The 21,258-nt window shown below is 73.8% G+C and carries 20 protein-coding genes and 2 tRNA genes; 9 read left to right on the top strand and 13 right to left on the bottom strand.

What is annotated here, in order from left to right:
* Position 1: 1 nt before the first annotated feature.
* The 6 genes from def to AB0I49_RS14890 form a co-directional block, all read right to left on the bottom strand.
* Positions 2-631 (bottom strand): peptide deformylase, encoded by a 630-nt coding sequence (gene def / locus AB0I49_RS14865; protein WP_363227340.1) that lies wholly within the window; start codon positions 629-631, stop codon positions 2-4.
* Between the two features lie 89 nt (positions 632-720).
* Positions 721-1,707: a hypothetical protein gene (locus tag AB0I49_RS14870; RefSeq protein WP_363227341.1), complete on the bottom strand. Its 987-nt coding sequence runs from the start codon at positions 1,705-1,707 to the stop codon at positions 721-723.
* Positions 1,708-1,977: 270 nt separating this feature from the next.
* Positions 1,978-3,201 (bottom strand): HD domain-containing protein, encoded by a 1,224-nt coding sequence (locus tag AB0I49_RS14875; protein WP_363227468.1) that lies wholly within the window; start codon positions 3,199-3,201, stop codon positions 1,978-1,980.
* Between the two features lie 68 nt (positions 3,202-3,269).
* A complete protein-coding gene (locus AB0I49_RS14880; protein ID WP_363227342.1) occupies positions 3,270-4,724 on the bottom strand; it encodes an HD-GYP domain-containing protein in 1,455 nt (484 codons plus the stop codon).
* A gap of 257 nt (positions 4,725-4,981) precedes the next feature.
* The gene (gene rsrA, locus AB0I49_RS14885) at positions 4,982-5,392 is read right to left on the bottom strand and encodes a mycothiol system anti-sigma-R factor (RefSeq protein WP_363227343.1); all 411 of its coding nucleotides are present in this window, start codon (positions 5,390-5,392) and stop codon (positions 4,982-4,984) included.
* Positions 5,389-6,084: a sigma-70 family RNA polymerase sigma factor gene (locus tag AB0I49_RS14890; RefSeq protein ID WP_030878583.1), complete on the bottom strand. Its 696-nt coding sequence runs from the start codon at positions 6,082-6,084 to the stop codon at positions 5,389-5,391. Before AB0I49_RS14890 ends, rsrA begins: the two co-directional genes overlap by 4 nt.
* A gap of 312 nt (positions 6,085-6,396) precedes the next feature.
* On the opposite strand from AB0I49_RS14890, the gene AB0I49_RS14895 reads away from it, so the two are divergent.
* Complete coding sequence (locus tag AB0I49_RS14895; protein WP_363227344.1) at positions 6,397-6,984, top strand: XRE family transcriptional regulator; 588 nt, start codon at positions 6,397-6,399, stop codon at positions 6,982-6,984.
* On the opposite strand, the gene AB0I49_RS14900 is transcribed toward AB0I49_RS14895, so the two are convergent.
* Positions 6,911-7,573, bottom strand: a complete 663-nt coding sequence (locus AB0I49_RS14900) for an alpha/beta family hydrolase (protein WP_363227470.1) — start codon at positions 7,571-7,573, stop codon at positions 6,911-6,913. The genes AB0I49_RS14895 and AB0I49_RS14900 overlap by 74 nt on opposite strands.
* Before the next feature lie 473 nt (positions 7,574-8,046).
* On the opposite strand from AB0I49_RS14900, the gene AB0I49_RS14905 reads away from it, so the two are divergent.
* The gene (locus AB0I49_RS14905; protein ID WP_363227345.1) at positions 8,047-8,946 is read left to right on the top strand and encodes a PaaX family transcriptional regulator C-terminal domain-containing protein; all 900 of its coding nucleotides are present in this window, start codon (positions 8,047-8,049) and stop codon (positions 8,944-8,946) included.
* Between the two features lie 5 nt (positions 8,947-8,951).
* On the opposite strand, the gene AB0I49_RS14910 is transcribed toward AB0I49_RS14905, so the two are convergent.
* The gene (locus tag AB0I49_RS14910; RefSeq protein ID WP_363227346.1) at positions 8,952-9,770 is read right to left on the bottom strand and encodes an SOS response-associated peptidase; all 819 of its coding nucleotides are present in this window, start codon (positions 9,768-9,770) and stop codon (positions 8,952-8,954) included.
* A 198-nt stretch (positions 9,771-9,968) separates the two neighbouring features.
* On the opposite strand from AB0I49_RS14910, the gene AB0I49_RS14915 reads away from it, so the two are divergent.
* From AB0I49_RS14915 to AB0I49_RS14930, 4 genes are all read left to right on the top strand, one after another.
* Positions 9,969-10,682: a M50 family metallopeptidase gene (locus tag AB0I49_RS14915; protein WP_363227347.1), complete on the top strand. Its 714-nt coding sequence runs from the start codon at positions 9,969-9,971 to the stop codon at positions 10,680-10,682.
* A 102-nt stretch (positions 10,683-10,784) separates the two neighbouring features.
* Positions 10,785-12,131, top strand: coding sequence for a 3-phosphoshikimate 1-carboxyvinyltransferase (aroA, locus tag AB0I49_RS14920; RefSeq protein ID WP_363227348.1), 1,347 nt, complete (start codon positions 10,785-10,787; stop codon positions 12,129-12,131).
* A 12-nt stretch (positions 12,132-12,143) separates the two neighbouring features.
* The gene (gene rsgA, locus AB0I49_RS14925) at positions 12,144-13,154 is read left to right on the top strand and encodes a ribosome small subunit-dependent GTPase A (protein ID WP_363227349.1); all 1,011 of its coding nucleotides are present in this window, start codon (positions 12,144-12,146) and stop codon (positions 13,152-13,154) included.
* A gap of 110 nt (positions 13,155-13,264) precedes the next feature.
* Positions 13,265-13,588, top strand: coding sequence for a multidrug efflux SMR transporter (locus AB0I49_RS14930; RefSeq protein ID WP_363227471.1), 324 nt, complete (start codon positions 13,265-13,267; stop codon positions 13,586-13,588).
* Between the two features lie 59 nt (positions 13,589-13,647).
* Here AB0I49_RS14930 and AB0I49_RS14935 read toward each other — a convergent pair whose 3' ends face one another.
* On the bottom strand, positions 13,648-14,340 hold the full coding sequence (locus AB0I49_RS14935; RefSeq protein WP_363227350.1) for a helix-turn-helix domain-containing protein: 693 nt from the start codon (positions 14,338-14,340) through the stop codon (positions 13,648-13,650).
* A gap of 117 nt (positions 14,341-14,457) precedes the next feature.
* Here AB0I49_RS14935 and hisN point away from each other — a divergent pair, with 117 nt between their 5' ends.
* Together hisN and AB0I49_RS14945 are read left to right on the top strand one after the other, a co-directional pair.
* The gene (gene hisN / locus AB0I49_RS14940; protein WP_363227351.1) at positions 14,458-15,252 is read left to right on the top strand and encodes a histidinol-phosphatase; all 795 of its coding nucleotides are present in this window, start codon (positions 14,458-14,460) and stop codon (positions 15,250-15,252) included.
* Positions 15,253-15,364: 112 nt separating this feature from the next.
* Positions 15,365-15,778, top strand: a complete 414-nt coding sequence (locus AB0I49_RS14945; protein WP_363227352.1) for a CBS domain-containing protein — start codon at positions 15,365-15,367, stop codon at positions 15,776-15,778.
* Between the two features lie 109 nt (positions 15,779-15,887).
* Here AB0I49_RS14945 and AB0I49_RS14950 read toward each other — a convergent pair whose 3' ends face one another.
* On the bottom strand, positions 15,888-17,372 hold the full coding sequence (locus AB0I49_RS14950) for a catalase (RefSeq protein WP_363227353.1): 1,485 nt from the start codon (positions 17,370-17,372) through the stop codon (positions 15,888-15,890).
* A 140-nt stretch (positions 17,373-17,512) separates the two neighbouring features.
* Between AB0I49_RS14950 and AB0I49_RS14955 the strand changes: the two genes are divergently transcribed.
* Complete coding sequence (locus AB0I49_RS14955; protein ID WP_363227354.1) at positions 17,513-17,929, top strand: Fur family transcriptional regulator; 417 nt, start codon at positions 17,513-17,515, stop codon at positions 17,927-17,929.
* A gap of 122 nt (positions 17,930-18,051) precedes the next feature.
* Here AB0I49_RS14955 and AB0I49_RS14960 read toward each other — a convergent pair.
* From AB0I49_RS14960 to AB0I49_RS14970, 3 genes are all read right to left on the bottom strand, one after another.
* A tRNA-Met gene (locus tag AB0I49_RS14960) sits at positions 18,052-18,125 on the bottom strand.
* Between the two features lie 111 nt (positions 18,126-18,236).
* Entirely contained in the window at positions 18,237-20,750 is a 2,514-nt protein-coding gene (locus AB0I49_RS14965) for a tetratricopeptide repeat protein (protein WP_363227355.1), read from the bottom strand.
* 392 nt (positions 20,751-21,142) lie between these two features.
* Positions 21,143-21,216 (bottom strand) — tRNA-Met (locus AB0I49_RS14970).
* Between the last annotated feature and the right edge of the window lie 42 nt (positions 21,217-21,258).

The raw sequence follows: 21,258 nt of genomic DNA on the forward strand, positions 1-21,258 counted from the left end.
GTCAGCCGTTCTCGACCACCGGGTACCGCGGCGTGCCCTCTTCCATCTGCCGCAGCGCGTCCTTGCGGTCCCGCTTGGAGAGCCGGTCGATGTAGAGGTAGCCGTAGAGGTGGTCGGTCTCGTGCTGGAGGCAGCGGGCGAAGTAGCCGGTGCCCTGGACGGCGATGGGGTTGCCCTGGGCGTCCTGGCCGCGGACGACCGCGTAGTCGGGGCGGGCCAGCGGCGCGTACGCCGTGGGGACCGACAGGCAGCCCTCGTTGGAGTCGTCGAGGACGCGCTCGGCGGCGGGCAGCTCGTCGAGGACCGGGTTGCAGACGGCGCCCACGTGCCGGACGCCCTCGTCGTCGGGGCAGTCGTAGACGAAGACCTTCAGGTCGACGCCGATCTGGTTGGCGGCGAGGCCGACGCCCTCGGCGGTGCGCTGGCTCGCGAACATGTCGTCGATGAGCCGCGCGAGGTCGTCGCCGAACTCGGTGACGTCCTTGCACTCCTTGTGCAGCACCGGATTGCCGACGACGGTGATCGGCCGGGACGTGCCGCGCTCGCGGTGCGCCGCCTCGCGCGCCTCGGCGTCCACCGTGTCGTCGAAGAACTCGTCGACCGACTGCCGCTCAGTGTCTTGCTGCGCCATGTTCGCCGCACGCCTCTCTAAAAACCCACGCTACAAAATCAGGGCAGCCGAAAGCGCTGCTGATACAGGGTACGGGGCCGTGGCAGGGGTCAGCAGACCTCTTCCAGATCCCGCCACTCGCGCGAGTCCGGGCTGTCGGCGACCCAGCCGTCGAGCAGGCCCCGTACGAGCCCGGAGGGCGCCGCGATGCCGCATTCGCGCTCGGGCACCCACAGCGAGCCGGAGCCGGCCGTGCGGTGGCCGAGCGGGCCGGGGTGGCCGGGTTCGCTGTGGTCGTGCGGGTCGAGGTGCTCGCCCTCGCCCTCGTCGCTGGGCATCCGGCTCTCCGAGCACGTACGGCACAGCAGGCGCACGGAGGAGGACCAGTCCTCGGCCGCGAACCCGGCGTCGGCCGCGAGCCGCTCCAGGGCGTCCCGGTCGGCCTCCGTGGCGGCCTCCAGGAGAACCACCCAGGTGGGCACGGGCGAGGGGGCCCACAGCTCGATCTCGTCGAACACGGGGTAGGAGGGGCCCGCGGCGGTGGTGCGCTCGCCGTGCGGGACCCCGTCGTGCAGCACGACCTCGCCCCAGCGCCGCCCGGAGGACGGCAGCGGGATGGACAGCACCTCGATACGGGCGGGGTCCAGGCGGCGGCCCCAGACGACCTCGGCCTCGCCCTCCGGGGAGAGCCGCACGGCGGCGCTGCCCAGCTCCATGCCGAGCGGTTCGCCCGAGGGGGCGCCCACGCTGGGCACCCGAAGCCCGTACGCCTGCCAGGCCCGGCGGGCCAGCGGCCAGTCCTGGAGGGCGGTGGCGGCGATGCCGACGTTCCACCAGTCGGGGGCCCCGGCCTCGCGGTCCAGGAGGGCCACGGCCCGCAGCCCGGCGGCGCGCGCCTGGTCCCAGTCGTGCCGGAACTTGTGCAGCAGCGCCAGGTTGAACCAGGACTCCGAGAGCCACGGCTCCATGTCGGCGGCGCGCGTCAGCAGCGCGCCCGCGTCCTCGTACCGGCCGTCGCCGATGAGCGTGAACGCGCGGTCGGTCGCCTGCCGCCACAAGGCGGAAGGCCGATGCCGTACCTTGCCGAAGATCCTCACGATTCCCGCCTGCCGGTTTCTCCATGGTCCCGCGCCCAGCCGTCACGTCGGGCGGCGGCGTCCTCCCTGACGCCAACCTGCCACACATTGACGGACATCTCAGCCCGGCCCCTCTGTTCCCGTTCGAGGAGGGGACTCATCACACCTTCTTGCCATCTGCGATGCGTCCGACACCCCTGTCTTCGCATCCAACCATGCCCCTCCGGGCGGGCGCTCATTACCCGTGGGTTCCGTTGATCTTCCGCAGCGCCTCCCGGAAACCGCCGCTCCCTACCTGATACCGCCGCCCCGCGCCAGTACGCGTGCCAGGGCCTCCACGACCGCCGGCGCGTAATCCTGCGCGGTGGCCAGGCGCAGCCGCTCCAGGGCGCGCAGCGGGCCGTGCGGACCGTCTCCCGCGAAGCGGCCGACGAGGTCGTCGTAGGCGTTGGCCGTGCGGACGATACGGGCGGTGACCGGCTGCTCGCGGTACGGATCGGCCTGCCGTTCCACCACTGAGGCGACCTCTTCGGGCACCCCGGTCTGCCGCACCACCGCACCGCCCAGCAGCGCGATCCGGCGCTGTTCGGCGGGCGGCAGCGGCTCGGTGGCCCCGGCGGGCACGGGGTCGACCAGGGACAGCTGGCCGATGTCGTGCATCAGGGCCGCGTACTCCAGCACGGTCAGCTCCGGCTCGGACAGCCCCAGCTCGCGGCCGACGGCCCGGCAGAGCGTCGCGACGCGGCGGGCGTGGCCCGCGGGCGTGTAGCCGGCGATCTCGGTGCAGCGGGCGAGGGAGGCGATGGTCTGCGCGTATGTGGCCCGTACGGCGCCGTGGCGGCGCAGCGAGAACTGCGTCAGCAGCAGCGGCAGGCAGAAGACGGGCAGCGCCCACAGCCCGGCGACGGCGACGGCCAGCGCGATGACCACGCCGGTCGCGCAGATCGCGGAGCCGACGCCGAGCAGCCCGCGCAGTTCGTCGCGGAGCAGCGGCCCGTACGGCCAGCCGGTGCGGGCGCGGGCGAGGGCGGCGGAGAGCACCGCGTCGCACAGGGCCGTGAGGGCGAGCAGGAGCAGCAGGAAGGGGGCGTAGTACGGGCCGTGGCCGGGCCACCGGGTCAAGGCGCCGTTGTTGTAGAGCGGTTGGAAGCAGGTGGCGGCGAACCCGACGGTGAGCAGGCGGCGTACGAGGTGGTCCAGGGCCGGGCCGCGGCCGGCGGCCAGGCGGGGCGCGAGCCCGGCGAGGGTGGCGGCGAGGACGACGGCGAGGACCTGGAAGGCGCCGTGCGAGGTGGGGTGGCGGTCGGTCTCGCCGAGTAAGGCGTAGGCGAGCGACCCGGCGGCGGCGAGCGGCGCGGGCTCGCGGTCGCCGGGCCGGTCGCCCACGCGCTGCCGGGCCACTTCGCCGACGGCGATCAACGCGCCGAAGGCGAGCGCCACCTGCGGGTCGGTGACGCCGTTCCAGAACGTCCCGGCGAGGGAGACGGCGGCGAGCGCGCCCGCGACGCAGTACAGGACGGCGACGACGCGGGGGGCGTGCGGGGCGTACGGAGCGGCGTACGGGCGCGACGCGCTCTCCCGGCTCACCGGGCGCCGTCCCTGGGGGCGCCGTCCCTGGGGCCGCCTCCCCTGGGACCGGGGAACGCCCGTCCGGGCGGGCCGCCGCCGCGGTGGGCTCCGTCACCGTGCGGCCCGACGCGGTGCACGGCAGGCGCAAGGGCCGACGCGTCCTCTGAAGGGACGTTTCCGCTGAGGTCGTCGGCGGTTTCCCCGACCGCATCCGCGGTGACCGCCGGATGCCAGCCGTGGCGGTCGAGGGCGCGCGCGAGGGCGCCGACCATGAGGGGGTCGAACTGCGTTCCGGCGCAGCGCCGCAGCTCCTCGACGGCCGCCGCGACGGGCCGGCCGCGCCGGTACGTACGGGTGGAGGTCATCGCGTCGAAGGCGTCGGCCACGGCCACCACCCGTGCGAACAACGGAATGTGACGGCCGCTCAGCCCGTAGGGGTAGCCGCTGCCGTCGAGCCGCTCGTGGTGGTGGAGGATCGCCGCGCGGGCCTCGTCGAGGAAGCCGATGCCGCGCACCATCTCGTGCCCGTACTCGGGGTGCAGCTCGATGACGCGCCGCTCCTGCGGGGTGAGCGGACCGTTCTTGCGCAACAGCCGGGTGGGGACGCCGAGTTTGCCGACGTCGTGCAGGATGCCCGCGAAGCGCAGCGCTTCGAGGCGGTCGCCGTCCATGCCCAGTTCGCGGGCGATCAGCACGGACGCGCGGCCGACGCGCTCGCTGTGGCCGCGCGTGTACCGGTCCTTGATGTCGACGGCCTGCACCAGGGCCCGGATCGTGGCCTGGTGGGCGGCGCGCTCGCGGTGGTACTGGGCGAAGACCCAGCAGGAGATGTACATCGGCAGCAGCACGAGCAGGGCCGCCGCCGGCCCGTACGTGGAGTGCCACAGGACCGCCATCATCAGCCCGGCCAGCCCGTGCACCAGGTGCGGCGCGAGCGAGCCGAGCAGCGGGGCGCGCCAGGCGGTGCGCGGCGAGCTGCGCTCGGCGGTGACGAGGATGCCGCCGTCGAGGGCGGCGGAGACGACGGCGAACGCCAGCGCGGCGGCCGCGGCGGGCAGCAGGACGTACGGGAAGTCGGGCGCGGTGACCGTGCGGTGCGCGCCGAGCGCGAAGACGTGGGAGGCGGCGTGGGCGGCGAGCGAGAGCCGGGCGGCGTGCCAGAGCCGCCGCACGCGGGCCGGCTCGCGCTCGACGGGTGCGGCGAGGGCGCCGGGCACGGCGAGCGGCGGCGGCAGCAGGAAGGCCGCCGCCAGCAGGACGGGGAAGAACGCGCCCGCGGCGGCAGGAGCCCCTCTGCCCATCGGGGGGCGGCGGGTGAGCCGCTCGCAGAGGGCGTAGAGCGCGGCGAGCGCGAGGGCCGTGCGCCAGGGCGCGGCGTGGCCGTAGCGCAGCGCCGGGGCCGCGCAGAGGGCGGCGGCGGCCACGACGCACAGGATGTACGCGCGGGCCGTGGCCGGAAGTGTGCGCATGGAGCTCTCCCCGTCCCGTCGGCTTGCGCGTCGAGATGGGGAGAATAGGCCGGTGCGCCGGGGCGATGGGCCGCATCCGCGAATTGGCCCGAGCGGACCGGCCGGAAGCACACCTTCAGGTGAAAAGTGCGGCTATGCGATGACAGCCGAGGGCGGCTTCGGGTAGGGACCGGGGCAGCGCCGTCCGGCGGCGAGGCCGGACGCGAGCGGAGGCAGCGCCGACCGACGGCCAGGTCCGATTCGAATAGGGCCGGCGGTTAGGTGGCGGACAGCCCCGGCGGCTGGACGCCCAGCCGCGATTCGGCGCCGCCCTTGGCCTCCTGGCTCTCCTCGGCCCCGGCCGCCCGCTCCGCGGCGGCCTTGGCCTCGGCGGCCCGCGCCTCGGCCACCACGTCCATGTCCGGCACCGACTGACCGGAACGGATCAGCTCGATCCGCCCCATCACCTTGGCCCGGAGGTCCGCCGGTACGTCGTCGTGCCCGCAGCACCGCTTGACGAGCTTCTTCACCGCCTGCTCCAGGCCGTACTTCTCCAGGCAGGGCGAGCACTCGTCGATGTGCACTTCGAACTTGGCGCAGTCGCCGTCCGGCATCTCATGGTCGAGGAACTCGTAGAGATGGCTGAGGATCTCCGAGCAATCCGTCTCGTGCGGCTCTCCGCAGCTCATGAGTCCGAGCCTTTCCCGTCGTGCGACTCGTCCGACGCGTTCGAAGCGGTCGCGGCTCCTGCCGGGACGAGCCCGCGCTCACGGGCGTAGTCCTCCAGCATGCCGCGCAGTTGGCGGCGCCCACGGTGCAGGCGCGACATGACCGTGCCGATGGGCGTACCCATGATGTCGGCGATCTCCTTGTACGCAAAGCCCTCGACGTCCGCGAGGTACACCGCTATGCGGAACTCCTCGGGGATCGCCTGGAGGGCGGCCTTCACGTCGGAGTCCGGCAGGTGGTCGAGCGCCTGCGACTCGGCGGAGCGCAGCCCCGTCGACATGTGCGACTCGGCGCGCGCCAGCTGCCAGTCCTCGATCTCCTCCGAGCCGCTGCGCAGCGGCTCGCGCTGCTTCTTGCGGTAGGAGTTGATGAAGGTGTTGGTGAGGATGCGGTACAGCCACGCCTTGAGGTTCGTGCCGTCGCGGAACTGGTGGAAGGACGCGTACGCCTTGGCATACGTCTCCTGCACCAGGTCCTCGGCGTCCGCCGGGTTGCGCGTCATGCGCAGCGCCGCGGAGTACATCTGGTCGAGGAAAGTGAGGGCGTCCCGCTCGAAGCGCGCGTTGCGCTCCAGAGCGCTCTCCGCGGGCGTCGCGGGCTCCCGCGCCTGGCCGTCATCGGTCCCTGCGTCGGTCCCAGTGACCGGACCCACCTCCTCCAAGACGGTGGCGGGACCGGATGCGGACCCGCTCGAATCGGAGAATAGACGACGATCCGGTCCGGCCGCCGCTCCAGCCATGCCGGGCTGGTCCACCCGCAGCGTCGACCACTGGACCTCGGCGGCCTGCGGGCGTGACGGGCATGCGATCGAACCCATGCGGGAAGTCCCCATTCCTCTGAGCGTGCCTGTACGTACCTACGCCTGGCACAACAGCGACCCCCCGCCCCTGCATTCCCGGCGCCGCGCCGCAACCGGAACGGCGACCGGATTGACAAACTCACTTGCCGTTCCTGCAATGAGGGGATGAGCGGCTACGAAGAGGTACTGGCGGACGTCGGCCCGCGGCTGCGGCGCGTACGCCAGGAGCGCGGGGTCACGCTGTCCGAGTTGTCGCAGGAGACCGGGGTCTCGGTCTCCACGCTGTCCCGGCTGGAGTCCGGCGGCCGGCGCGCCTCCCTGGAGCTGCTGCTGCCGCTCTCCCGCGCCTTCCAGGTGCCGCTGGACGAGCTGGTGGGCGCGCCGGAGGTCGGCGACCCGCGGGTACGGGCGACGCCGCGCCGGATGGCGGGCGTGACGGCCGTGCCGCTGACCCGGCAGCCGGGCGGGCTCCAGGCGTTCAAGATGGTCATCGACCCGTCCGACGCCGAGCCGGACCTGCGGACGCACGAGGGGTACGAGTGGCTGTACGTGCTCTCCGGCCGGCTGCGGCTGCTCCTGGCCGACCAGGACCTCCAGCTGCGGTCCGGGGAGGCCGCCGAGTTCGACACCCGGCTGCCGCACTGGTTCGGGGCGGCCGGGGACGCGCCGGTGGAGGTGCTCAGCCTTTTCGGGCGGCAGGGCGAGCGGATGCACGTACGGGCCCGTCCAACCACGAAGCGACCGCGTCCGTGAGCCCCGCCAGGGCCTCGTCCTGGGTGATGCCGGCCTTCTTGGGCACGGCGAAACCGTGGTCCCCGTAGGGCACGGTCACGACGTCCGCGCCCTCCGGGAACTCCTCCGGGCGCCCGAACGGGTCGCGCCCGCCCTGCACGACGAGCGTCGGCAGTGCCCCGGGCGCGGCCAGCTCCTCGGCCCGGGACTTCTCCGGCTTGCCGGGCGGGTGCAGCGGGAAGGACAGCGCGAGCACGGCGGCGGCGCCGAGTTCCCGCGCGGTCCGGCAGGCCACGCGCGCTCCGGCGCTCCGGCCGCCGGCGACGACGGGCGGCCCGGCCGCGGCGAGTACGGGCCACAGGGCGGTCCAGGCGGCGTCGAGCGTCTTGGGCGCGGGGGCCACCTTCTTTCCGGCGACGCGCCAGGGCTGCTCGACGAGCGCGACGGTCACGCCGTGGGCGGGCAGGCCCGCCGCGAGCGCCTGAAGGTCCCGCGCCTCGATGCCGCCGCCGGCTCCGTGCCCGAGGGCCAGTACGAGTCCGGGCGTACGGGCCCGGGCCCAGGTGACGCGTGCGTCGCCGGCGGGGGTGGGTACGGTCTCGCTCTCGATCTTCGTCACCCGCCCATCCTGCCTGCCCCTCAATCGCCGGGCGGGCTGACCGGACTCGGCGCGTCCCCACGCGCCTAAAAGACGGCCTCAATCGCCGGCCGGGCTGACATGCCCAACCCGCCCGACGTTCAGGCCCGTCTCCGAGCCCGGCCAATCCAGCCCGGCCAGCGCTTGAGGCCATCCTGAAGCCCAGCGCCCCCTGAGCCGCACCCCCAGCCCGGCCGGCGCTTGAGGCCATCCCTTCCAGCCCGCCCGGCGCTTGAGGGCACCCCCTCCAGCCCGCCCGGCGCTTGAGGGCACCCCCCAGCCCGCCCGGCGCTTGAGGCCACCCAGCCCGGCCGGCGCTTGAGGCCGTCGTTGGGCTTCGGCCCAGAGAGCCCGCCCGGCGATAGATGGCATGGCAACGGCACACAATGGACCCCCGCAAGACAAGGGCGGCAAGCCCAGCGGCCCCGAAACGGAGGAAGCCCCCCATGAAGCGCAGCCACGGCCCGGAGCCGGAAGCGGAGCGTCCGGAGATCCCGACACGGCTGCTGGTGCACGCCCTCGTCCGCGAGGACGGCGTCGTCGACGCCGCCGAGCTGTACGCCGTAGCCGCCCAGCTCGGCATGACCGACCAGCAAGTCCGGCTGTGCGTCAAACGCCTCGTCACCGAGGGCGGTTTCACCCAGGAGGGCAGAGGGCGCAAGGCCGTCCTGCGCGCCGTCGCCGACGACACCGGGGCCATCGCCCCGGACGCCGACCACGTCCGTTACGCCTACTGCCAGGACCGCGGCGAAGCCCCGTGGAACGGAACGTGGCACCTGTTCGCCTTCGCCATCCCCGAAGCCCGCCGCACCGCCCGCGACGCCCTCCGGGAGACCCTGCTCCACCTGGGCGCCGCCCCGGTGCAGGGCGGTCTGTACGTGTGCGCCAACCCCATCGCCGACCTGGTGGAGGCCCGCGCCCGGAACCTCGGCGTACTCGACACCGTCACGTTCCTCACCAGCACCGACCTCCGCGTCGGCGAGACGGACGGCCCCCAGGCACTGGCGGCGGCCATCTGGCCCCTGGACGAGATCGCCGCCCGGCACGAGCGCCTCGCCGCCTTCGCCCGTAGCTGCGCCGCCCGGCTGTCGGGGGCGGAGCCCCTGTCCGGGACGGAGCAGCTGACCCTGGCCGTGGAGCTCGCCGCGGCGTTCGCCCGCGCCATGGACCCCGATCCGCTCCTGCCGCCGGAACTGCTGCCGCAGCCCTGGCCCGGCAGCAGCGCCCGCCGCCTCGCCCAGGAGTGCTGGACGGCTCTGCAAGCCCTCCCGGACGCGCGGGACGCCTCCTCGCCCCGCCTCTTCCGCCTCTACAGCGACGCGATCGCCCCGCGCGGCGGCCGATAGGAGCGTCAGAACAGCGTGCCCGCCTCCGGAGCCTCCAGTTCCGCCAGCAGCTCCGGGCCGTTGTTGCGGACGTTGCTCACCGCGGTGCCCACCGGGTACGCCCGTACGCCGCCCGCCGGCGGCGGGGCCAGCAGCGACCGCAGCTCGTCGGCGTCCGTGCGCGCCGGGTCCAGCCAGGCGTCCCACCGGTCCGCCGGGAGGGCGAGCGGCATGCGGGGGTGGATGTCCGCCAGCGACTGCGGCCCCTCCCCTCCCTGGGCCCCCGCCAGCGGCGTCGTCTCCGCCTCGGTGGTGATCACGGTGCATGTCGCCCACCACGCCTGGGGGTGGTCCGGCGGCAGCGTGGCGTCGCGCCAGAACTCGTACAGCCCGGCCATCGCCATGACCGACCCGTCGGCGGGGGTCACGAAGTACGGCTGCTTCCGCGGCCGCTTCTTGCGCCCCTGCTCCTCCAACTGCCGCTCCGCGGCCTCCGTGACCCACTCGTAGTAGCCGTCGGCCGGTATCAGGCAGCGGCGGGCGGTGAAGGCCCGCCGGAAGGACGGCTTCTCGTGCACCGTCTCCGCCCGCGCGTTGATCATCTTGACGCCGACGTCGGGCGACTTGGCCCACGACGGTACGAGCCCCCAGCGCAGCGGCCGCAGCTGGCGAACCGGACGCGGGTCGCCGGCGTCTTTAAGAGGGCGTTCGAGCACCGCGTACACGCTCGTCGTCGGCGCGACGTTCCAGTCGGGAGCCAGCGTCTCCGCCGCGTCCCACTTCTCCACGTCGAAGGTTTCGACGAGATCCTCCGGCCGCCGACTGGCCGCGTACCGCCCGCACATACCCACTCCCTGACTGCCCCGGCCGGCGCCCCGCCCGGACCACCGCGCCCGTCCGGCCCGTATACCCGCCCATGACCGACTCGCCTACGACTCGCGTCCAACCCTGACAGACGCCGCCGAGCGGCGGGAACCGGCCGCTTACCGGCCCCGTGCCGCCGGGTGCCACACTTCCACGACCGACCAAGGAGCCGCCCCCGTATGGACAGCACGCAAACCGCCGATCTGTGGGACCGCGTCTTCGGCACCCAGCCGGACCCCTCCTCATGGCTGGTGATCGTCACCGCGGCCGTCGCGCTCGCGGCCGTCGTCCCGCGCCCGGTGTGGCTGCTGACCCGCAACGCGATCACCATCGCGCACGAGGGCGGCCACGGCCTCATAGCCCTGCTCAGCGGCCGCCGCCTGGACGGCATCCGGCTGCACTCGGACACCTCCGGGCTGACGGTCAGCCGCGGCAGGCCGACCGGCCTCGGCATGATCCTCACCGCCGCCGCGGGGTACACGGCGCCGTCCCTGCTGGGGCTGGCCGGGGCCTGGCTGCTGGCCGCGAACCACATCACCGCCCTGCTGTGGGGCGCGACGCTGCTGCTCCTCGCGATGCTGGTGATGATCCGCAACGCGTACGGGGTGCTGACGGTGGTGCTCGCGGGGGCGGCCTTCGTGCTGGTGTCGTGGCTGACGGGGCCGGACGTGCAGGCGGCGTTCGCGTACGGCGTCGTGTGGTTCCTGCTGCTGGGCGGCGTGCGTCCGCCTTTCGAGCTGCAGCGCAAGCGCCGTTACGGCGGAGCGCCGGACTCCGACGCGGACCAGCTGGCCCGGCTCACGCACGTACCGCCGCTGCTGTGGCTGTCGCTGTTCCACGTGGTGTCGCTGTGCTCGCTGATCGGCGGCGGCCGGTGGCTGCTCGGGGTGTGACTGCTTCCGCAGCGTAGGCCCCCCTACCAGCCGTACGTTTCACCCAAGTTTCAACGTATTTGATCAAATTTCTCCCTCCCGGAGAGCCACTAAGGTAAAGACATGACCGAGAGCCCCGCGCACCCCGCCCTCTGGCCCGCCCCGCTCGCCACCGGGGCCGTCGACGCGACCGTCACCGTGCCCGGTTCGAAATCGGTCACCAACCGCGCGCTCGTGCTGGCCGCCCTGGCCGCCGAGCCGGGCTGGCTGCGCCGCCCGCTGCGCTCCCGCGACACCCTGCTGATGGCCGAGGCGCTGCGCGCCATGGGCGTCGGCATCGAGGAGGGCGTCGGCCCGGACGGCAGCGGCGAGGCGTGGCGGGTGATCCCCGCCGGGCTGCACGGCCCGGCCACCGTCGACGTCGGCAACGCCGGCACCGTGATGCGCTTCCTGCCGCCCGTCGCGGCCCTCGCCGACGGCCCGATCCGCTTCGACGGCGACCCCAGGTCGTACGAGCGTCCGCTGGGCGGCGTCATCGACGCGCTCCGCACGCTCGGCGCCCGCATCGACGACGACGGCCGCGGCGCGCTGCCGCTGACCGTGCACGGCGGCGGCGCCCTGGACGGCGGCGCGGTGCGCATCGACGCCTCCTCGTCCTCCCAGTTCGTCAGCGCCCTGCTGCTCTCCGCGCCGCGCTTCAACCAGGGCGTGGAGGTGCGCCACGTGGGCGGCGCGCTGCCCTCGATGCCGCACATCCGGATGACCGTGGACATGCTGCGGATGGCGGGCGCGCAGGTGGACACCCCCGAGTCCGGCGGCGAGCGCGACATGTGGCGGGTCTCCCCCAGCGCCCTGCTCGGCCGCGACCTGACCGTCGAGCCCGACCTCTCCAACGCCCAGCCGTTCCTGGCCGCGGCGCTGGTCACCGGCGGCCGGGTCACCATCCCCGACTGGCCCGAGCGCACCACCCAGCCCGGCGACGCGCTCCGCGAGATCTTCACGGCCATGGGCGGCTCCTGCGAGCTGACCGAGGAGGGGCTGACCTTCACCGGCACCGGCTCCGTGCACGGCATCGACATCGACCTCGGCGAGGTCGGCGAGCTGACGCCGGGCATCGCGGCCGTCGCGGCGCTCGCCGACTCCGAGTCCGTGCTGCGCGGCGTCGCCCATCTGCGGCTGCACGAGACGGACCGGCTGGCGGCGCTCGTCAAGGAGATCAACGGGCTCGGCGGCGACGTCACCGAGACCGCCGACGGGCTGCGCATCCGCCCGCGCGCGCTGCACGGCGGCGTCTTCCACACCTACGACGACCACCGGCTGGCCACCGCCGCCGCCGTCCTCGGCCTCGCCGTCGACGGGGTCCAGGTCGAGAACGTGGCGACGACCGCCAAGACGCTCCCCGACTTCCCCGAGATGTGGACCGGGATGCTCGGCTCGGTGACCGGGGCGACGACGGTGTCGAGAGCCTGAGAGACCCCCGCGATGCGCCGCTACGGCAAGAACCCCGACGAGGACGACATCCGCGTCCGCCCCAACCGCAAGGGCAACCGCCCCCGCACCAACATCCGCCCCAAGCACGCGGACGCCGCCGAGGGCTTCGTCCTGACCGTCGACCGCGGCCGGCTCACCGTCCTTGTCGAGGACCGCACCATCCACGCGATGAAGGCCCGCGAGCTGGGCCGCAAGGGCGTGGTCGTCGGCGACCGGGTCGCGGTGGTGGGCGACCTCACCGGGGCCAAGGACACCCTCGCCCGGATCGTGCGGGTCGAGGAGCGCGTCTCCGTGCTGCGCCGTACGGCCGATGACGACGACCCCTTCGAGCGGGTCGTCGTCGCCAACGCCGACCAGCTCGCGATCGTCACCGCGCTGGCCGACCCCGAGCCGCGCCCCCGGCTCATCGACCGCTGCCTGGTGGCCGCCTACGACGCCGGGCTCGAACCGCTGCTCGTGCTCACCAAGTCGGACCTGGCGCCCGCGGACACGCTCCTGGAGTCGTACGGGACGCTCGGCGTCCGGTACGTCGTCACCAGCCGCGAGGAGCTGGCCGACGGCGCCGCCGCGGACCGGGTGCGCGAGCGGCTCACCGGCCGGACGACCGCGTTCGTCGGCCACTCCGGGGTCGGCAAGACGACGCTGGTCAACGCCCTGGTCGCCAAGGATCGGCAGCGGGCCACCGGCCATGTCAACGCGGTCACCGGGCGCGGCCGGCACACCACGACGTCCGCGCTCGCCCTGCCGCTCCCGGACGGCGACGGCTGGCTGATCGACACCCCGGGCGTACGGTCCTTCGGGCTGCACCACGTGGACCCCGCGCGGGTCGTCCTGGCCTTCCCGGACCTGGTGCCGGGCACCGAGGGCTGCCCGCGCGCGTGCGGCCACGACGAGCCGGAGTGCGCGCTCGACCAGTGGGTGGCTGACGGGCACGCGGATCCGGCCCGGCTCTACTCGCTGCGCCGGCTGCTCGCGACGCGGGAGCGGCGGGAAGGCGATTGATCGTCTACGTTTGCGAATGACCGCGCGCGGCGACCGGATCAACACACCGGCGCCGGCGGGCGGTCGCGCGGATGGGAACGGACGCAGGAACCGACCGGGAGGAAGAACTGATGGCGTGGCTGCTGGTGGTGGTCGCCGGTCTGCTGGAAACCGGCTTCGCCGTCTGTCTCAAGCTCTCGCACGGCTTCACCCGGCTCTGGCCCACCATCGCGTTCGCCTGCTTCGCACTGGGCAGCTTCGGCCTGCTGACGCTGTCCCTGCGCAAGCTCGACGTGGGCCCGGCGTACGCCGTGTGGACGGGCATCGGCGCGGCGGGCACCGCCATCTACGGCATGATCTTCCTCGGCGACCTGGTCTCCACGCTGAAGCTCATCTCGATCGGCTTCGTGATCGTGGGCGTCATCGGCCTCCAGCTCTCCGGCTCGGCGCACTGACGCGCCGGGGCGCGCCGCGGCTCATCGATGCGGCGCGTCGCCGCCGGGCGCGCCGCGGCTCACCAGTCGCGGCCGAGGAGCGCCCGGACCAGCCGGGCCACGTGTTCGGCGGCGGCCCGGTCCGCGGCGGTCTCGCCCGCCGCGCCGCCGCCGGGCGCTTCGGAGGCCGCCGGCTCCGCCGGGGCTATCACGTACGAGAGCGTCATCCGGACAGCCGCCTCGCAGGCCCGTACCGCGTCGCCGAGGGTCGCCGCGCCGTCGACCGCGTTCTCCTCCAGCACGCCGACGGCCCGGTCCCGGACCAATTCGGCGAGGACCCGCGGCGGGGGCACCGCGCCGCGCTCCAGCTCCGGCCGCGGCGTTGTGCGCCATACCGTACGGGCCGGGGCCGCGGGCGTCGCGACGGCGGGCAGCCGCTCGCTGCGGCAGCCGGTGAGGGCGGCCCGTACGAGCGGATTCGCGCGGGCCGCGCGGAGGGTCCAGGCGGTCACGGCCGCGCAGCAGTCCCCGGCGTCGGCCCCGTCGCGGGCGGCGGTGTCGGCGAGGGCCCGGGTCACCCCGCCGAGATAGGCGTCGGCCTCGCGCCGCACCAGGGCGCGCGCCAGGCCGTCCTTGCTGCCGAACTCGTTGTAGAGGGTCTGCCGGGAGACCCCCGAGGCCACCGCGACGTCGACCATCCGGACCCCGGCCCACGGCCGGGAGACGAGTGCGGAAAAAGCTGCGTCCAATAAGGCTTCACGCGCTGTAGGCATCGTCGCCTCCCCGGCCGGGCTGCTCGCCCGACGGCTGTGGGCACAGAATTGACTCGCCGCCAGACGGTGTCAAGGCTCTTGACGGGCAACGGGCGGGGACGCGGGTAGTGTTCGGCTATGCCCGACTTCCACGATGATCTGCGTCTCGCCCATGTCCTCGCGGACGCCGCCGACGCGGTGACCATGGACCGGTTCAAGGCGCTCGACCTGAAGGTCGAGACGAAACCGGACATGACGCCGGTGAGCGAGGCCGACAAGGCGGCCGAGGAGCTGATCCGCGGTCACCTCCAGCGGGCCCGGCCGCGCGACGCGGTCCTCGGCGAGGAGTTCGGCAGCGAGGGCAGCGGCCCGCGCCGCTGGGTGATCGACCCCATCGACGGCACCAAGAACTATGTGCGCGGCGTGCCGGTCTGGGCGACGCTGATCTCGCTGATGGTCCAGGGCGAGGGCGGCTACCGGCCCGTCGTGGGCCTGGTGTCGGCGCCCGCGCTGGGCCGCCGGTGGTGGGCGGCGCAGGACTCGGGCGCGTTCACCGGCCGCAGCCTGCTGTCGGCCAGCCGGCTGACCGCCTCCCGGGTGGAGCGGATCGGCGACGCGTCGTTCGCGTACTCCTCGCTCTCGGGCTGGGAGGAGCGCGGGCTGCTGCCGGGCTTCCTCCGGCTGGCGGGCGACTGCTGGCGCACCCGCGGCTACGGCGACTTCTGGCCGTACATGATGGTCGCCGAGGGCGCGGTGGACATCTGCGCGGAGCCGGAGCTGTCGCTGTGGGACATGGCCGCGAACGCGATCATCGTCGAGGAGGCGGGCGGACGCTTCACGGGGCTCGACGGGCGGCCGGGTCCGCACAGCGGTGACGCCGCCGCTTCCAACGGGCTTCTCCATGACGAGCTGCTGGATTATCTGCGCCCCTGACGCTCCCCTTGTTGTGGCCGTAGTCGGCGTGTGACTATGAGAGCCCCCACGCTTGTGAACTTGTGAATCCCTTCACCGAGCGGGTTCGTTCACCAAGGAGGTGGCTCCGCCCATGCTCGTCCGCGACGCCATGAGCACGGTGGTCCTCACCATCGGCCCCGCCCACACACTCCGCCAGGCGGCCCATCTGATGGCCGCCCGCCGGGTGGGCGCGGCGGTGGTCATGGATCCCGACACCAGCGGGCTCGGCATCCTCACCGAGCGGGACGTGCTCAACGCCGTCGGCGCCGGCCAGGACCCGGACCGCGAGACCGCTCACTCCCACACCACCACCGACGTCGTCTTCGCGGGCCCGCGCTGGACGCTGGAGGAGGCCGCGTACGCGATGTCGCACGGCGGCTTCCGGCACCTGATCGTCCTCGACGGCGACGGGCCGGTCGGACTGGTGTCGGTGCGCGACATCATCCGCTGCTGGGCCGTCGCCCCGGCCGCGGCCCCGGCGGACGCTGACGCCGTCCCGGCCTGACCCCCGGCACCGCGCTCGTCGCGCCCGTGGGTCCGTACGCCCGTAACGGCATGCGGAGAGGCCGGAGCCCCATGGCGTCCGGCCTCTCCGGTCCGTCGACAAGCGTCCGTCAGCCGCGCAGGGCCTGGACGGCGGCCTCCAGCCGCTTGCCGAAGTCGGGGTCCGCCTGGCGGAAGTTGTCGATGGCGCGCTTGGCGATGTCCTCGCGCGACACCTGCGAGATGAAGCCCGACAGGTTGTCGATCAGTCGGCCCTTCTCGTCCTCCGTCATCAGCCGGTAGAGGTTGCCCGCCTGCACGAAGTCGTTGTCCTCGGCGTGCGAGGGCGCCTCCGTCTGCCCGGTCTGGCCGGTGACGGAGCTGGGCTGCCACACCGCCTGCCCGGTCTCCTTGGGCCCGCCGAAGCTGTTGGGCTCGTAGTTCTTGGACGCGCCGTGCCGGCCGTCGTACGCGTAGCCGTCACGGCTGTACGTACGGGCCTCCGTGGCGTGCGGGCGGTTCACCGGCAGGTGGTCGGCGTTGATGCCGACGCGGTAGCGGTGGGCGTCGCCGTAGGCGAAGAGCCGGCCCTGGAGCATCTTGTCCGGGGACGGGCCGATGCCCGGCACGAAGTGCGCCGGCGAGAAGATCGACTGCTCGACCTCGGCGAAGATGTTCTCGGGGTTGCGGTTGAGCTCCAGCTTCCCGATCTCGATCGGCGGGTAGTCCTCGTGCGGCCAGACCTTGGTCAGGTCGAACGGGTTGAAGCGGTAGGTCGCCGCCTCGGCCGCCGGCATGATCTGCACCTGCACGGTCCAGGACGGGAAGTCGCCGTTCTCGATGGACGTGCGCAGGTCGCGCTGGTGGCTGTCCGCGTCCTCACCGGCGAGCTTCGCGGCCTCCTCGGCCGTCAGGTTCTTGATGCCCTGGTCGGTCTTGAAGTGGTACTTGACCCAGAAGACCTCGCCGGCCGCGTTGTTCCACTGGTAGGTGTGCGAGCCGTAGCCGTTCATGTGGCGGAACGAGGCCGGGATGCCGCGGTCGCCGAAGAGCCAGGTCACCTGGTGGGTGGACTCCGGGCTCAGCCCCCAGAAGTCCCAGACGTTGTCCGCCTCCTGCGAGCCCGTGTACGGGTCCCGCTTCTGGGTGTGGATGAAGTCGGGGAACTTGATGGCGTCCTTGATGAAGAACACCGGGGTGTTGTTGCCGACGAGGTCGTAGTTGCCGTCCTCGGTGTAGAACTTCAGCGCGAAGCCGCGCGGGTCGCGCACCGCGTCCGCCGAGCCGAGGCTGCCCGCCACGGTGGAGAACCGCAGGAAGGTCTCGGTCTGCTTGCCCACCTCGGAGAGGAACTTCGCGCGGGTCCACTGCGACACGTCGCGGGTCAGCGTGAAGGTGCCGTACGCGCCGGCGCCGCGGGCGTGCACGATGCGCTCCGGAATGCGCTCGCGGTTGAAGTGCGCGAGCTTCTCCAGCAGCGACTGGTCCTGAATCAGGACCGGCCCGCCGATGCCGGCGGACTCGCTGTTCTGGTTGTCCGCGACCGGCGCTCCCGCCTCCGTGGTCAGCGGTCCGGTGGTCTCGCTCTGAACCGACACGTGTGCCTCCTGATTCATGTCCTGTCCCATGGCCTCAGCCGTTGCCGATCCTACATTGGACATTGTCTAAGTCAAGAAGAACTGAAAAGTCATACGGATTCCGGCTGTGGACCGTTCCGCTGCTACCCTGGTGCCTATCTGACTGATAGGTGATTGGCATGAGTGACCTGCTGGAACGACTCCGGGGACGCGGCTGGCGGCTGACCGCGCAGCGACGCGTCGTCGCCGAGGTCCTCGACGGGGACCACGTGCACTACACCGCCGACGAAGTGCATGCGAAGGCGGCCGACCGGCTGCCCGAGATCTCCCGCGCGACCGTGTACAACACGCTCGGCGAGCTCGTGTCGCTGGGCGAGATCATCGAGGTCAGCACGGACGGCCGCGCCAAGCGGTACGACCCGAACGCCCACCACGCCCACCAGCACCTGGTGTGCGCGCGCTGCGGCACGATCCGGGACGTGCACCCCTCGGGCGACCCGCTGGCGGACCTCCCCGCCGAGCAGCGCTTCGGCTTCGAGGTCTCCGCCGTCGAGGTCACCTACCGGGGGGTCTGCCCCAACTGCGCCTCGGCGTAGGCGAGGGCGGCGAACGGACCGGCCGGGCGGCAGGACCGCCCGGCCGCTACGGCATGGCCGGCCGCTTCTCCATGACATGACGAAGGCCCGGATCCTGATCGGATCCGGGCCTTCGTTCGCAGTAGCGGGGACAGGATTTGAACCTGCGACCTCTGGGTTATGAGCCCAGCGAGCTACCGAGCTGCTCCACCCCGCGTCGCTGGAGAAACTGTAACCCGCCGCGCCCGACCAGCGCAAACCAGTTCGCACGAGCCCCTTCGCGGGACCCGTACGCCCCGGGCCCCGCGCCCCTCACGCGCCCGTACGGTCAGGCCGACAGCTCCTGCTGGAGCGCCTCGCGCAGCCGCGCCGCCCGCTCCGCGACCTCCGCGGGGCCCAGCTCGACCGCCCGCGTGCACCACCGCTGCCCCTCCGCCAGCTCGCCCCGCCGGGCCATCAGCAGCGCGAGGCGCAGCGCGGCGCGGCCGTGCCCGGCCTCGGCGGCCCGCGTCCACCACAGCGCGGCCTCCGGCTCGCTGCCCTCGCGGGCCAGCAGCAGCCCCAGGTTGAAGGCGCCGTTGCGGCTGCCGGCCTCGGCGGCCTCCCGGTACCAGTGCGCGGCCTGCACGACGTCGCCGCGCAGGGCGGCGAGCATGCCGAGCCGCACCTGGGCGCGCCGGTGGCCCTGCCGGGCCGCCCGCTCGTACCACTCCTCGCACTCGGCGAGCTCCGGGCCGCCCGTGCCGCCGTCGTCCGAGGGGCGGTCGAGCAGCGCGCCGAGCCGGAAGGCGGCCTCCGCCCCGCCGCCGCGCACCGCGACCCGCAGATACCGCTCGGCGCTCTCGTCCTCGCCGTCCCGCAGCAGAGCCATGGCGACCTGGAGGGCGGCGTCGGTGTGCCCGGCCGCCGCGGCCCGGCCGTACCACTGGAAGGCCGCGCGGTCCTCGTCCCGCCCGGCGTGCAGGATGCCGAGGTTGAACGCGGCGTCCACGCTGCCCGCCTCGGCCGCCTTGGAGAACCACGGCTCGGCCCCGGCGGAGTCGCCGCGCTGGAGCAGCAGCACGGCGAGCGCGTTGGCGGCCTCGCGGTGCCCGGTGTAGGCGGCGCGGCGGTACCACTGCTCGGCCTGCTCGGTGCGGTTCTGCTCGGTGCACAGCAGGCCGAGGTTGTACGCGCCGTTGACGTCACCGGCGTCCAGGGCGGCGCGGTACCAGCGCTCGGCGGCCTGCGGCTCGCCCCGGTCGGCGTGCAGCGCGCCCAGCGCGTTGGCGGCGTTGCCGTCGCCCTCCTGGGCGGCGCGCAGCCACCAGACGGCGGCGCTCTCGGTGTCGCCCACGTCGCGCAGCAGGAACCCGAGGGCGCACGCGGCGCGCGACTCGCCGTCCTTGGCGGCGGTCAGATACCAGCGGCCGGCCTCCTTCTTCTCGCCGCGCTCCTCCAGCAGCGTCCCCAGGTGCAGCGCCGCGCGGCGGTGGCCGCGCGCGGCGGCCTGCCGGTACCACTGCTCGGCCTCGGTCGGCTGCCCGACGGCGTGCCGCGTCCCCGTCGTCGGCCCCTGCCGGCCCGCGGGGAGGTCTGTACGGGAGTCCGTGCCGGCCTCCGGCCGATCGGCGGGACGGCGGGCGCCCTTGGCGGCGGCGGCGAAGCCCGTGCCGGTGTCGTTCTGGCGCGCCGCCACGCGGCGCGCGCCCTTGGCGGGGAGGCCCGCGCCGGTGTCGCAGTCGTGCCGGGCGGCGGAGCGGCGGGCGCCGGTGGACGGGGCGGCGAGGCCCGTGCCCGTGTCGGGGCCCTGACGGGTCGTCGAACGGCGGGCCCCCTTCCCGAAGGTCGCGAAGCCCGTGCCGGTGTCGGCGGGGCGGCGCGCGCCCCGTCCGGCCGCGGCGAGCCCGCCGGCGCCGCCACCGGCGTCGGCGGTCCGGTCGGCCGCGGCGGACGGGCCCGTGCGCGCGGTCGTACGGGCAGCCGTACGGCCGCTCGGCGGCCGGTCGCCGCGCCGCTGTCCGTCGCCCGCCCCCGCGCTCGGCGTGTCCCAGCGGCCGGTGTCCCACAGCCCGGTTCCCGTGGCGGTGGCCCGGCCGCGCCCCCGGCCCGTACCGCGCAGGTCGCCGAAGTCCCCGAAGTCGTGCAGATCACCGAAGTCGTCGAGGCTCTCAAGGGCCGCGGAGCCCAGCGTGAGGCTGCCGCCGGGGCGCGCGAGGGCGACGCGGCGGGCGGCGGGGCCGAGCGGTTCGAGGTTCTCGGGGCCGCGGTCGCGGACATCGAGGATGCGCGCGAGGCGGTACGCCGCCTCGCGGTGGCCGCGCTCGGCGGCGGAGCGGAACCAGCGCTCGGCCCCGGCGTCGCCGCGGTGCTCCAGCAGGTCGGCGAGGGCGAACGCGCCGAGCGCGTGCCCGGACTCCGCGGACTGACGGAGCCAGTACTCGGCGGCGGGCTCGTCCCCGCGCTCGCGGTGGTAGCGGCCCAGGGCGTGGGCGGCGGGCGCGGAACCGGCGACGGCGGCGATCCGCCACCAGCCGGCCGCCTCGTCGGGGTAGCCGCGCTGGTGCAGCAGGACGCCGAGGTTGTTGGCGGCGGCCCGGTCGCCCTCGGCGGTGGCGGCGCGCAACTGCCGTTCGGCGCCGTCGAGATCGCCGCGGCGCAGCAGCATCGCGCCGAGCACGCTCATGGCGGCGGTGTCCCCGGCCGCCGCGGCCCGGCGGTGGGCGGACTCCGTCTCGTCGTCGGCCGGATCGGGGCCGGCGTATCCGTCCGGTGTCGGCGTCTTCCGCTCGCGCCCGCCCCCGGGCGCCTCCACAAGCCGACGTGTCTCCAACAACCTCGCCCTATCCCCCATGATCCCCATCGTCGCACCACCCACAACCCGCGTACACCTGGTATACCGCAGCCAGTGAGGTCACTTCAGCGTTTTGTCGACTTCCCGACATCGTGGCGTTCCAAACACCGAACGGGAGTCCCGCACAACCCCCACACAAGCCCTAGGCCCTGTCGTCAAAATCCCGCCTGCTCCGCGACGCCTGGCACGCACTCTCGCCGCGTTGTCGGGCCCATCCCGGTACGCCCAGTACAGGGATGCCCCTCCGCCTTGCGAGAGCACGCACCAGCCGCCGCGGAGCCCGCCCTCCGGGCGAACGACGGGATTTTGACGACAGGTCCTAGCGGCCGCACCGCCGGCCACCCGCGCCGCACGCACGACAAGGCCCGGAGTCCGAAGACTCCGGGCCTTGTCCTTTTGAGTAGCGGGGACAGGATTTGAACCTGCGACCTCTGGGTTATGAGCCCAGCGAGCTACCGAGCTGCTCCACCCCGCGCCGTTGTGTTTCAACCCTACCACGGCGCGGGGCGGCCGTATC

The organism is Streptomyces sp. NPDC050617 (genome assembly GCF_040654795.1).
Taxonomy (GTDB): Bacteria; Actinomycetota; Actinomycetes; order Streptomycetales; family Streptomycetaceae; genus Streptomyces.

Coding starts and splice junctions, on each gene's coding strand:
- AB0I49_RS14905 (WP_363227345.1), top strand. CDS start 8,047: ATGAAGCGCAGCCACGGCCCGGAGCCGGAAGCGGAGCGTCCGGAGATC.
- AB0I49_RS14955 (WP_363227354.1), top strand. CDS start 17,513: ATGAGTGACCTGCTGGAACGACTCCGGGGACGCGGCTGGCGGCTGACC.
- AB0I49_RS14895 (WP_363227344.1), top strand. CDS start 6,397: ATGAGCGGCTACGAAGAGGTACTGGCGGACGTCGGCCCGCGGCTGCGG.
- hisN (WP_363227351.1), top strand. CDS start 14,458: ATGCCCGACTTCCACGATGATCTGCGTCTCGCCCATGTCCTCGCGGAC.
- AB0I49_RS14910 (WP_363227346.1), bottom strand. CDS start 9,770: ATGTGCGGGCGGTACGCGGCCAGTCGGCGGCCGGAGGATCTCGTCGAA.
- AB0I49_RS14935 (WP_363227350.1), bottom strand. CDS start 14,340: ATGCCTACAGCGCGTGAAGCCTTATTGGACGCAGCTTTTTCCGCACTC.
- AB0I49_RS14930 (WP_363227471.1), top strand. CDS start 13,265: ATGGCGTGGCTGCTGGTGGTGGTCGCCGGTCTGCTGGAAACCGGCTTC.
- rsrA (WP_363227343.1), bottom strand. CDS start 5,392: ATGAGCTGCGGAGAGCCGCACGAGACGGATTGCTCGGAGATCCTCAGC.
- def (WP_363227340.1), bottom strand. CDS start 631: ATGGCGCAGCAAGACACTGAGCGGCAGTCGGTCGACGAGTTCTTCGAC.
- rsgA (WP_363227349.1), top strand. CDS start 12,144: ATGCGCCGCTACGGCAAGAACCCCGACGAGGACGACATCCGCGTCCGC.
- AB0I49_RS14945 (WP_363227352.1), top strand. CDS start 15,365: ATGCTCGTCCGCGACGCCATGAGCACGGTGGTCCTCACCATCGGCCCC.
- AB0I49_RS14915 (WP_363227347.1), top strand. CDS start 9,969: ATGGACAGCACGCAAACCGCCGATCTGTGGGACCGCGTCTTCGGCACC.
- AB0I49_RS14880 (WP_363227342.1), bottom strand. CDS start 4,724: ATGCGCACACTTCCGGCCACGGCCCGCGCGTACATCCTGTGCGTCGTG.
- AB0I49_RS14950 (WP_363227353.1), bottom strand. CDS start 17,372: ATGAATCAGGAGGCACACGTGTCGGTTCAGAGCGAGACCACCGGACCG.
- aroA (WP_363227348.1), top strand. CDS start 10,785: ATGACCGAGAGCCCCGCGCACCCCGCCCTCTGGCCCGCCCCGCTCGCC.
- AB0I49_RS14965 (WP_363227355.1), bottom strand. CDS start 20,750: ATGGGGATCATGGGGGATAGGGCGAGGTTGTTGGAGACACGTCGGCTT.